The organism is Rheinheimera sp. MMS21-TC3, assembly GCF_032229285.1.
Lineage (GTDB): Bacteria > Pseudomonadota > Gammaproteobacteria > Enterobacterales > Alteromonadaceae > Alishewanella.
Genome location: NZ_CP135084.1, coordinates 2,280,740 through 2,292,553, shown reverse-complemented (window position 1 = coordinate 2,292,553; position 11,814 = coordinate 2,280,740). Strand labels below are relative to the sequence as shown.

7 protein-coding genes are annotated in these 11,814 nt (G+C 40.2%); 4 read left to right on the top strand and 3 right to left on the bottom strand.

Annotation, left to right across the window (positions count from 1 at the left end; genetic code table 11):
* Nucleotides 1–41 precede the first annotated feature (41 nt).
* Nucleotides 42–2,423 carry a penicillin acylase family protein gene (locus RDV63_RS11160; protein ID WP_313909579.1) on the bottom strand — a complete coding sequence of 794 codons (2,382 nt, stop codon included), beginning with the start codon at nucleotides 2,421–2,423 and terminating at the stop codon, nucleotides 42–44.
* Between the two features lie 52 nt (nucleotides 2,424–2,475).
* On the opposite strand from RDV63_RS11160, the gene RDV63_RS11155 reads away from it, so the two are divergent.
* Nucleotides 2,476–3,123 carry a cytochrome b/b6 domain-containing protein gene (locus tag RDV63_RS11155; RefSeq protein WP_313909578.1) on the top strand — a complete coding sequence of 216 codons (648 nt, stop codon included), beginning with the start codon at nucleotides 2,476–2,478 and terminating at the stop codon, nucleotides 3,121–3,123.
* A gap of 63 nt (nucleotides 3,124–3,186) precedes the next feature.
* Here the strand turns inward: RDV63_RS11155 and RDV63_RS11150 are convergent, their stop codons facing one another.
* Complete coding sequence (locus tag RDV63_RS11150) at nucleotides 3,187–3,624, bottom strand: cytochrome c (RefSeq protein ID WP_313909577.1); 438 nt, start codon at nucleotides 3,622–3,624, stop codon at nucleotides 3,187–3,189.
* A gap of 119 nt (nucleotides 3,625–3,743) precedes the next feature.
* Between RDV63_RS11150 and RDV63_RS11145 the strand changes: the two genes are divergently transcribed.
* The 3 genes from RDV63_RS11145 to RDV63_RS11135 are packed head-to-tail and all read left to right on the top strand — an operon-like array spanning nucleotide 3,744 to nucleotide 11,204.
* Nucleotides 3,744–6,713 carry an EAL domain-containing protein gene (locus RDV63_RS11145; RefSeq protein ID WP_313909576.1) on the top strand — a complete coding sequence of 990 codons (2,970 nt, stop codon included), beginning with the start codon at nucleotides 3,744–3,746 and terminating at the stop codon, nucleotides 6,711–6,713.
* 22 nt (nucleotides 6,714–6,735) lie between these two features.
* Nucleotides 6,736–9,876 (top strand): amidohydrolase family protein, encoded by a 3,141-nt coding sequence (locus tag RDV63_RS11140; protein WP_313909575.1) that lies wholly within the window; start codon nucleotides 6,736–6,738, stop codon nucleotides 9,874–9,876.
* An 11-nt stretch (nucleotides 9,877–9,887) separates the two neighbouring features.
* Nucleotides 9,888–11,204 carry an amidohydrolase family protein gene (locus tag RDV63_RS11135; protein WP_313909574.1) on the top strand — a complete coding sequence of 439 codons (1,317 nt, stop codon included), beginning with the start codon at nucleotides 9,888–9,890 and terminating at the stop codon, nucleotides 11,202–11,204.
* A 60-nt stretch (nucleotides 11,205–11,264) separates the two neighbouring features.
* Here the strand turns inward: RDV63_RS11135 and RDV63_RS11130 are convergent, their stop codons facing one another.
* Complete coding sequence (locus RDV63_RS11130) at nucleotides 11,265–11,669, bottom strand: translation initiation factor (protein ID WP_409934831.1); 405 nt, start codon at nucleotides 11,667–11,669, stop codon at nucleotides 11,265–11,267.
* Nucleotides 11,670–11,814: the final 145 nt, after the last annotated feature.

Here is an 11,814-nt window from a genome sequence, read left to right as displayed (position 1 = left end):
ATATTCATAGTCTTTAACATAATAGGTCTGGATGGCTAAAGTCAAGACTGTGGTGTCAGTAATAGCTGATATTTTTTCTCTCCAGGTAAAAATGGCAAACTAACACCGTTTAACCAATAAGTATGATCAGCTCGATAAAAGGGCGATAACGGATGCCCAGATTGCCCTGTAGGCATGGTTAAAATTCCAAGGTGCTCTTGGCCTGGTGCCACAACTAAACGCTGTGACTGACCAAAGCCAGCACCTTGCACTCTGGGCATATGGCTATCACCATTTAGTTCAGTTTTAGGCATATTTAACCAATTACCTAAGTAGGGAATGGCTGAAGAGAGTGGATGCTCAATTTTAGCTTGATTTACTAAGCCCCATCGGCTGGCTTTTAAACTGCCATTTTGTTGCTCTAATTGTTTTTTACTGGTTAATATTGCTGCTTGAATTAACTGCGGCCAATCAGTAAAAGGAGCAGCTACTGTATCAGCACGTTGTAGTTGAGCCATTTGCCAAATTGCCGGCTCTAATGAATATTTTAAGTTTTTACTTGCGGCGCCCTCTTGCTCTAATAATGCGGATAAGGGAGCAAATTGCAATTGTAGCACTTGCTGGCGAAAGCTTTTTACTAAGGTATAACCTATAGCGTTGACGCTGGCTTGATCTGAGCTTAGCAGTAGGTGTTTTTTATATTGTTCTAGTTGATGCTCAGCAATAAATTCAGGCGTCAATTGTTTAAGTAGAAATTGTTGCCAGCGGCTTAACATAACTGCGTTATTATCAAGTTGAATTTGGTGCATATCAGCTTCGTTTAGTGTGTCTTTTGCCAGCAATTGATTACGGATCTGCTGACCTCTGGCACCTAAATCATAGCCACCATTACCTAACTTTGTATACATAACATCACCGACAGTTCGGGCGTTGGCTGTCCATAAACGTTTAATAGTTGGATTGATAATGGCGGGATGTGCGTTATCGTCAATATAACCCTGCCAGTAATCTGGCTGATTACTCCAATCTTGAGCTGTATCCCAATCATAATTATTAACGCGTTTAGGAATAGCACCCGCTATAGTCCAAGCTATTTGGCCGGACGAGTCTGCTGCTACTAAGTTTTGAGCTGGAATGCCAATATGTGGTGCTAAGCTAACTGCCTCTTGAACAGTCGTTAGGGTTTCAAGCTGCAGTAAGTTAAAGTTAACTGCTTGACTGTCATAACCAACCCAGCGAAGAGCATAAGCTCGGGCTTCATTGTCGTTGCCTGAAAAAGTGATAACAGGCCCCCAATGGGTAGTTGCTAACTCAATAGCTTGATCATTACCATTAGCCACTTTAATGGTTTCATACTGATACTGAAGAGGTTGCCAGCCTTCTTGGCTTAAATAGCGCTTACCATCATCACTTAAGGTTAGCTTGATTAAATCATACCAGTCACCTGTACTATTGGTAAAACCCCAGGCAATTTTGGTATTTGAACCTACTACTATAGCTGGCGCACCGGGAAGGCTTAGTCCTGTTACTTGTTGCCATTGGTTGTTTTGTCGCCAATTAAGTTGGGCTTTAAACCAGATATTAGGAACCCGTAAGCCTAAATGCATATCATCAGCTAAAATGGCACTACCATGTTTAGTTAAACTGCCAGCTACAGCAAAATTATTACTACCTATATCAGTTGCATCTTTTACATCACACTGCTGACAAGCACTAAACTGTTGTTTAAGTGCCTTAGGGTAAGGTGTTTTAGGCATATGTATGGCTGGAACTATAGAGGCATCAATAGCGGCTTGCCAATGTTGACTCTCTTGTTGTAAAAAGCGGTACCAATCACTATCAATATGGTTTTTTAATACTGTCATGGCGTATTCATCACGACCAAGCTTGCCTTGCAGATCTAAATACATGCTATAAATTACTAAAAATGAGTCACTGCTTTGCCAAGGCTCTGGTTGTTGGCGTAATAACCAGTATTCAAAAGGAGGAAGAGTTAGGTTACTTAAACCCGCATTAACACCAGCGGTATAGCGCTGTAATAATTGCGTTTGTTCTGGATTTAATAGCTGTAGTGCTTGTTCGGCACGATGGCGAAAACGGTGTTGGCGTAAGCTTTTATCGGCACTAATGGCTCTGCTGCCAAATAAAGCGGCAAGTTCACCTGCAGCATTACGGCGCAGTAAGTCCATCTGAAAAAAGCGCTCTTGGCCATGAGTAAAGCCTAGTGCATAGGCTGCATCTTGCCGGTTTGGCGCATGAATACTGACATAACCTAAATTATCGCGCTCTAACCGCACAGTAGCAGACACATCTGCTTTAAGTTCGGTATCATAGGCAGGCAAGCTAAGATATAGCGCAGTATATATTGCTGTAGCCGGCAGGATAACTGCAATAATAAACAAAATAAATACTAGGCTTAACAGCCATTTCCACCAATTCATCATTAATTTTCTGTAGTATAAAGTAATGAACTTAGCATAGCGGAGGCGAAGGGGAATGTCACAAAAAATACAAGTTTGGGATTTAGCCGTAAGAGTGTTTCACTGGAGTCAAGTGCTATTAATAGCTGGGCTTTGGTACACAGGAACTGAAGGCTACACCGCGCAACATCAATTGTTAGCTTATACCTTATTAGCTTTAGTGATTAGCCGTATTATCTGGGCTCTTGTTGGCAGCAAAAGTGCGCGTATTGCTAGTTTTGCTGCAACACCAATGCAAGCTTTACGTTACCTAGGAAATCCTAGCGTTAAAGTGGGTCATAACCCTGCATCATTTTATATGATTCTATTGCTGATTACTTTAACCTTAGTCCAGCTTATTACTGGCTTAGCAACTTTTGATAATAGTTATTTAAGTGATGGTCCTTTAGTAGGGTATTTATCTACAGACCTGGTTGATTTAGCCTCTAGCATTCATAAAATTAATATTAATATTTTATTGGCGGCTATAGTAATACATATTATTGCCGCTATTTGGCATAGTCTAAGAGTGCATAATGTGATTAAGGTTATGCTGACAGGCAAAGATAAAGCAACTAAGCCTATAGCAGGTTTTGTCCATAGCGGTTGGTTTTTTTTGTTATTAGCGTTGCTATTAATAGGATTATATTTATGGCAAGGTCAGCGCTTAGTGGGGTATTTATAACTTTCGTTTAATTTTGCTGAAATCTGGTTAACTGACTGATTTGTCAGTTAACCAAGTTAGGTATTATTTTTTATATTTATCGTGACAAGCTTTACAGTTACGAGCAAAGGTACCAAAAGCTTTTCTAACATCAGCTTGGTTATCACTTAAAGCTGCGCTGTGTAATATTGCTGCATCACTTGCTAACTTTTTACCGCGTGATTGAAAATCGGCCATGTTTTGCCAAATATCATCTTTAGCATCACCACCTTTAATGGTAAATGCATCCCAGGGTAAAGTGGTTAAAGTAGCTAAAGCAGTGGCTCTTTTGATTACGCGCTCAGCATCATAAGTAACTTCGCCTTTGACCATATCACCAATATCTGCCATGTTATGGCGTATGAGTTGTAATGCAGCCTGTCGATACTCTACGCTATCTTTAGCGTCACTAAACACACTAGCGGCATATACCGCAGGCGCAGAGACAGCAAAAACAAGGGCTGCAATTAAAGATTTGTTCATAAATAGACTCTCTTTTTTGTGTGCTAGTATTAGTTTATGTGGGTATTATATTAACAGATATTGATATTTTGCCAACCAACCAACCAACCAACCATAGCATTAATATATAGGCTGAAACGGTGAAGGAAATAAGCTTTATTAAACCACAAGGAATGGATTCTTTAGGCCGAAAGTTAGCCTTAGTGGTGTTTATAGTTATTATGGTAACAGGTTTGACCGCTGGTTATCTAGTGACGGTCTATCAAGAGCAGGTATTGTTAAATCTGCAGCAAGATGCAATTAAATTAAATACATTACGTTACTCATCACACCTAACCGCTAGTTTAATTGAAAAACAAAAAAAAGCGCTTGTGGCTAATAAAATTGTTGAAAGGGCGTTAAGCAAAGTAAAGCTTGATGCTAAGCCAGATATAGCTGTTGCTGCTGATGGTACTATTAGAGCACAAGATGAGTACTCAGCTGCTTTTATCGAAAATACGAGCTTTTATACTAGGCGCACTGCGGGCTTAATGGAACAAACAGGGCTATTGTGGCAGCAGCTTGGTCCTTTAATGACCGAAGACTTTTATAATTATTATTTTATTTCTAAAGACCGCTTTATGCGTTCTTCTCCAGTTAGTTGGGCTTTAGAAATAAACGCTGATCATGGTTTTGATGTAGAGCAGTTTTTTCGCCCAGTTATGCCAGAGAATAATCCAGAACGTATAGCAAAATGGACGGAACTATATTTTGATAGCATTATTAAACAATGGTTGATTAGCTTAGTAGTGCCAGTTTATGTTGATGATGAGTTTATTGGTGTTACCGGCGCTGATATGTTGCTACAGGATATTCTAGATAATTTGCCCGTATTACAAAATAAACTGCAAAATGGCCAAGTATTTTTGTTTGATGGTAAAGGACAAATTATAGGCGATAGATATCAGCGTTTACCCACAGGTTTAGCAATGAGTACCTTATTTACGGGGGTTGATGGTATGACCCCAGCTTTAAAGTCTTATGCTAAACAAGTAGCTCTACAAACTAAAGAAAAAGGAATTGTTCCTAATAATTTACTACCAGAGTTACTTATTTATACGGCTGCAATAGGCCCTATAGATTGGCATTTAAGCATTTACATTAGTAAAGATGAGGTACTAGCACGTCTTACTGATGATCGTTTAGGTCTAATTAGTGTTTTTATTGTGGTGGCACTGCTAGTTTCGTTAATTATTTTATTAATTATTTACCAAATGGTTTTAAAACGCTTAAGTAGGCTAACCTCAGTTATTTATACCTTTAGTCGTGGAGAATTATCGCAGATTGAACTAGATGATAAATCCGATGAGATAGGGGTTTTGAATCGAACATTTAAAAGTATGGCAGAAAAGATATCTACCTTGCTTATAGGTTTAAATGCCAAAGTTACAGAAAAAGAACTCGCCGAACAGTCAACACGAAAGTTAAGTAAAGCAGTATCATTTTTAAGTTCAGGTATTGTTATAACCGACAGTAATTTAAAAATTGAATATATTAACCCGTTTTTAATTCACATCCTTAACTGTCAAATGGCCTTAGATAACAAACAATATCTAAGTGAGTTATTCGCTAAAGAAATGCACCACTTACACGAAGAAATAGCTTATGCACTCACAGAACGCCAACATTGGCGCGGTGACATTTTGTTGCATTACTTTGGCGAAAAATGTTGGATGTCGTTAGCTATAGCACCAATACGTGATGATAAGGGGGTTATTAGTAATTATGTTTGCGCGATGCAGGATATCTCCTTTATTAAGCAAAGCCAGATAGAAATGGAGCAATTAGCTTATTATGATGTTTTAACTGGATTAGCTAATCGCTGTTATTTTCGTGAGCAACTGCGTAAAGCAATCGCTATGTCGCAGCGTGGTTATTATAACTTTGCCTTGTTGTATTTTGATTTAGATGAGTTTAAACGTATTAACGATACTTTAGGTCATGATGCCGGTGACGAACTGTTAAAAGAAGTATCTAGACGTTTAACCTCTCGATTACGTGCTGAAGATACCATTGCACGTTTAGGTGGAGATGAATTTGCTGTTATTTTAGCGGCAATAACTGATCGTAACCAAGCATCAATTATCGCTAGGAGTTTGCAGCAAGCTTTTGCCGAACCGGTCAAGCTTGGCCAGCATGAGGTATCAATTAGCGCTAGCATTGGTATTACCATAGCGCCTGAAGATGCAGCAAATGAAGAGTTATTGCTAAAACACGCTGATTTAGCTATGTATGAAGCTAAAGCACGGGGCCGCAACACCTTTCACTTCTTTAGCCCTGATTTAAATGAGGCTGCAGAAGAACGCTTGCTTATAGAAAACCAGCTAAGAGAAGCGATTAAGCATAATCAGTTTATCTTATATTATCAGCCTAAAATGGATTTACGGGATAATTGTTTAGTGGGATATGAGGCACTGATCCGCTGGTTAAGGCCTGATAATACTTTAGTGCCGCCAATCCGTTTTATTGGAGTAGCGGAAAGTACCGGCTTAATTGTGCAAATAGGTGAGTGGATTATTTGGGAAGCTTGTCGCTTTTTAGCTCGCCAGCATAGTAAAGGCCATCTCGTTACTTTGGCAATCAACCTGTCGGTTCGTCAATTTAAAGATCAAAGCTTACCCGAAGTCGTTGAACGGATTATTCAACGAACGGGTGTAGATGCTAAGTATTTATCATTCGAAATCACGGAAAGTATGCTAATGGGGGATACAGATGCGGCTATTAGCCAATTAAATCAGTTAAAGCGGCTGGGCGTGTCTTTATCTATTGATGACTTTGGTACAGGCTATTCATCGCTTAGTTATTTAAAGCGTTTTCCGGTAGATGAGCTAAAAATAGATCGCTCTTTTGTTTGCGATATTCCGGATAACCGTAACGATATGAATATAGTCGCGGCAATTATTGCCATGGCGCAAAAAATGAACTTACAAGTCGTTGCGGAAGGAGTAGAAACAGCTGAACAAGTTGAGTTTTTAAGAAAAAATGCTTGTTACTATGTTCAAGGCTATTACTTTAGTATGCCATTAGCAGAGCAAGAATTAGCCTGTTTAAACTTTGCTATAAAACAATAATCTTTAATTTCAGGGAACTGTTATGACTCGAGCACGTTTTTCGACACCTAAAATGTCGATGCCACCTGTGTCACTACTAACAGCTGCTTTGTTAACCTTTACGGTAACAAGCAGTTACGCTGACCAGACATCGCCTTTGCAAGGAATTCAACATAAAACACCAAACTTAGTTGCCTTAACGGGTGCGACTGTGGTGACTGAACCTGGCAAGACCTTAACTAACGCCACTATTTTAATTGAAAATGGTCAAATCTCAGCAGTAGGAACAAAAGTAAAAGTGCCTACCGGCTATCAACAAATTGATGCTAGCCAATTCCATATTTATGCTGGCTTTATTGATCCCTACACCCAATATGGTGTACCAGAAATGGCAAAACCTAACCGGGGCAGTTACCGTGATGCACCTGTTTATAGCAATAAGCGCTCAGGTGGTAATGCGAGTAATGATGCTATTAAAGCCCAGGTTCGTTGGATTAATCAATTTACTCCTGACGCTAAAGCGGCAGAAAGCTTACGTAAACTAGGTTTTACTGCAGTTCAAGCAGCACAGCTTGACGGCATTTTTCGCGGTCAAGCTTTTGTTAGCTCGCTAGCTGATGGTATTGCTAATGACTTAGTGCTAAAAGCTGACGGCGCTCAGTTTATGTCATTTAGTAAAGGCAGTTCAAAACAAAGTTATCCTTCATCACTGATGGGTAGTATTGCGCTTATTCGCCAAACATTAAGTGATGCTAACTGGTATCAGCAAGCTTATGGTAAAACAGACAGCCGCTTTTATAATCAGCCTATTGAGTTTAATGCTGCTTTAGAGCAACTCGGTGGTTTAAAAGAGTTTGGTGCTGTATTTGAAACTACAGATGATCGTTCTTTTTTACGCGCCGATAAGTTGTTGAATGAATTTGCATTAAAAAATGCTGTGTTTGTTGGTTCTGGGTATGAGTATGTGCGCTTAGATGAAATAAAAGCTAGCGGTCGTAGTTTAATTTTACCCCTTAACTTTCCAGCAGCCCCTGAAGTCAAACAAGTATCAGATCAGCCAGATGTTGATCTAGCTAGTTTACGGCATTGGGAGCGGGCACCCAGTAATGCCGCAGAACTGGCAAAAGCGGGTGTACCATTTGCGTTAACTACTTATAAGTTAAAAGATAAAAAGCAGTTTTGGCCTAATTTACGTAAAGCAGTGCAATATGGTTTAAGCACCGAAACAGCTTTAGCTGCTTTAACTACAGTGCCAGCAAAAATGACTGGTGTTGCTCAAAGCTTAGGTAAAATAGCTAAGGGATATCAAGCCGATTTAGTTATTGCTAATGGTGATTTATTCGCTGATGGTGAAATTGTTGCAACTTGGACTCGTGGCCAACAACATAACTTTAAGCCATTACAGGCCATAGATATGGCTGGTGATTATGCAATTAGCCTAAATGGTCAAGCTATGACGTTAAGCCTGCGTGGTGATGCTGCTAAGCTAAAAGGGACATTAAAGCCTGTAGCGGCAGATGATAAAGAAGCCGTTGCCTTAACGGATATTAGTGTTGCTCAACAGTTACTGCAATTTAATGTCAATTTAAATAAGTTAACCGGCCAGAAGCATGTTGGCCAATTTAGTGGCCAGTTAGTGGATAACCAACTGACAGGCAAATTACACTTGGCTAATACCCAGTTAGATATTAATACTAGTCGTACTGTTGTAGCCAAGCCTGCTGCCGCAAATAAAAAAGTGGCAGTCGATACCACTATGTTATCTAAGCTGACCTTTCCAAACCGAGCTTTTGGTTTAACTCAGTTAGCTGAGCAGCAAAATGTCCATATTAAAAATGTTACTGTATGGACAGCTGATAAAGCCGGTATTTTAGAGCAAACTGACGTTTTAGTGCGTAATGGTAAGTTCTATAAAATAGGTAAGTCGTTATCTACCCCACGTGGTTATACTGTGATTGAAGGTGAAGGTTTACATTTAACACCTGGCCTAATTGATGAACACTCACATGTTGCAATAGAAATGGGCGTTAATGAAGGAACTGATGCTGTTACTTCTGAGGTGCATATAGGCGATGTATTAAACCCAGACGATATTAATATTTATCGTGGTTTAGCTGGCGGCACTACTACGTCGCAATTATTACACGGTAGTGCTAACCCTATTGGCGGCCAAGCTCAAATTATTCAATTCCGTTGGGGAGAAAGTGCCGAGAAGCTTAAGTTTAAAGATGCACCTGCGAGCATTAAATTTGCTTTAGGTGAAAACGTTAAACAATCTAACTGGGGGGAAGCTTTTACCGAGCGCTATCCGCAAACACGTGCTGGTGTTGAAACTACAGTGCGCGATGCCTTTCAAACTGCTAAAGAATATCAAGCAGATTGGGCAGCCTATAATAAGCTGTCTAAACGGCAACGTGCTGATATTGCCCCGCCGCGTAAAGATTATCGTTTAGACGTATTAGTTGAAATCTTAAATAAACAACGCTTTATTCATGCTCACTCTTATGTGGCGTCAGAAATTTTGATGCTGATGGGTGTTGCAGAAGAGATGGGTTTTAAAATCACTACTTTTACCCATATTCTTGAAGGCTATAAAGTGGCTAAAGAAATGAAGGCGCATGGTGCGAGCGGCTCTACTTTTGCTGATTGGTGGGCATATAAAATGGAAGTGCAAGATGCCATTCCTACTAATGCTTGTTTAATGGCAGACCAAGGTATCTTAATGAGTATTAACTCTGATGATGCCGGTTTACAGCGTCGCTTAAACCAAGAAGCAGCTAAGTCAGTTATGTACTGTGGCATGGACCAACATGAAGCCTTGAAAATGGTGACTATTAATCCGGCTAAACAGTTAAAAATTGATAACGTTACTGGTTCAATTGTAGAAGGTAAGCAGGCAGACTTTGTATTATGGAACGGCAATCCGTTATCTGTATATAGCCAAGCTCAGCAAACTTGGATTGAAGGCACTAAATACTTTGATATCGAAGCTGACAAACAGTTACAACAACAAGTTGTAGCTGAAAAACAGGCCTTAATGCAAAAGTTGTTACAAAGTGGCGATGATGCAAAAAAAGGTGAGAAAGGCGGCTATAAGCAAGATGAGCCTTTATGGCACTGTGAAGACCAAGGCGACTGGTTAGCCGAAGGTCAGTTTGCCCATTTTCTTCAGCATTCGCATTAAGGAGCTACAGCATGAAATTACATTCTATTAGCTTAAGTATTGCGCTTGCTTTAACTAGCAGCGTAGCTAGCTTAGGTTTCAGTGCAGCAGCACAGGCCCATGATATGGTGCCTGGTGCTGTGCAGCAACAGCCAATTTTATTAACGGGATTAACCGTGCACACTGTTGCTAATGGTGTACAACTCGATACTGATGTTTTAGTCGAGCAAGGTAAAATAGCCGCTATTGGTAAAAACTTATCTGCGCCTGCAGGCGCTAAAGTAGTAGCCTTAGATGGAAAACACCTTTACCCAGGATTAATTGCCTTAGCCAACCAGTTAGGTCTGATTGAGGTTAGTGCAGTAAGGGCAACAAATGACAGCCGAGAAGTAACTAATACTAACCCAGACATTCGTGCGAAAGTGGCTTATAACGCTGACTCAGAAGTGATCCCTACTATTCGTAGTAATGGCTTTACTCATAGTATGGTCTATCCTTCAGGCTCCATGATAATGGGCCAGTCTAGCTTAATGCAGTTAGACTCTTGGAACTATCAAGATGCGGTAACCAAAGATGATACTGGCTTACATGTCAATTGGCCTAATGCTGATAGCATTGGTTCTCGTTGGAACCCAAAGCCAGCAGCCGAAGTGCGCAAGTCTAATGAAAAAAGGTTAGCACAACTGCAACAGTATTTTGCTGATGCTAAAGCCTATTATGATGCTGAGCAAGCCGGATTGAACTACGGTAAAGATTCTCGCTGGCAGGCAATGCTAGGGTTCTTTAGTGGTGATTTACCGTTATTTGTCCATGCTGATGATGCTAGACAAATGCAACAGGCTATGCTGTTTGCAAAACAGTATCAGGTGTCACTAACGATAGTAGGTGGCCGTGATAGTTGGCGCATAGCTGATGAGCTTGCTGCAAATAATGTGGCAGTGATTTATACCGCACCATTTGGTTTACCTTCACGTAGTGATGAAAACTATGCGCAAGCTTATAAAACCCCAGCTGTACTGCAACAAGCAGGGGTTAATTTTGCCTTATCACTTGACGGCTATTGGGATACCCGGAACTTAGTGTTTGCAGCAGGCCAAGCCATCAATTATGGTTTAACGCCAGAGCAAGCTTTACGCTCTGTAACGATAAACGCAGCAAAAATTGCTGGCTCTGCAGCTAGTTTAGGCAGTATTGAAGTAGGAAAATCGGCCAGTCTAGTGGTATCTGATGGTGATATCTTCGATTATTTAACGCATAAAGTTAGTTATATGTTGATTGATGGTCGCGAGGTAGACTTAAATAACCGTAATAAGCAATTACACGAAAAGTATAAGCATCGTATTGAATAAGGTGCTTAGTGTTTAATTGTTAAATGAAAACAGAGCCAGCTTATGCTGGCTCTGTGTTAATTAGCCACCAGCCCATTTGGTTTTATAGCCCTCAGCTTGTAATAGCTGCTCTAATAGTTCTCGTTTATCAGCTTGGATCTCGATAACGCCATCTTTAACGGCACCACCACAAGCACATTTCTTTTTTAATTTTGCTGTTAAGGCAACTAACTCAGCATGAGATTTAACTATACCACTAATAGTTAATACTGCTTTGCCTGCCCGACCTTTTTTTTCACGGCGCAGCCTAAGTGCACCGTCTGGATAAGCGATACCTGAGGGTTTATCTGCTTTATCGGTGCTAATAGTGCCGCCATCAGTTGTATAAACTAAATTGCTGTCTGCCGGTGTAGACTGAGGTGCTGATAAATTATTACTGTTTTGGGCTTGCCAATCGGCGAGAGAAATTTTTTTGTTAGACATCATTTATACTCATATTGGTGCTATTAATTGTAAGATCATTGTCAGGACTGTGCGCTTTTCTATACAGAATCTTAGCTTAAACATTGCAACGGTACTGAGCAAGACTTTCAGTGATAGCTTGGTTTTTTAACGGCTTCTGCTAGAATAT

What these genes read in the sequence shown, in the direction of transcription:
- RDV63_RS11150 (WP_313909577.1), bottom strand. Translation starts at nt 3,624, where the DNA reads ATGAACAAATCTTTAATTGCAGCCCTTGTTTTTGCTGTCTCTGCGCCT.
- RDV63_RS11155 (WP_313909578.1), top strand. Translation starts at nt 2,476, where the DNA reads ATGTCACAAAAAATACAAGTTTGGGATTTAGCCGTAAGAGTGTTTCAC.
- RDV63_RS11135 (WP_313909574.1), top strand. Translation starts at nt 9,888, where the DNA reads ATGAAATTACATTCTATTAGCTTAAGTATTGCGCTTGCTTTAACTAGC.
- RDV63_RS11160 (WP_313909579.1), bottom strand. Translation starts at nt 2,423, where the DNA reads ATGATGAATTGGTGGAAATGGCTGTTAAGCCTAGTATTTATTTTGTTT.
- RDV63_RS11140 (WP_313909575.1), top strand. Translation starts at nt 6,736, where the DNA reads ATGACTCGAGCACGTTTTTCGACACCTAAAATGTCGATGCCACCTGTG.
- RDV63_RS11130 (WP_409934831.1), bottom strand. Translation starts at nt 11,669, where the DNA reads ATGATGTCTAACAAAAAAATTTCTCTCGCCGATTGGCAAGCCCAAAAC.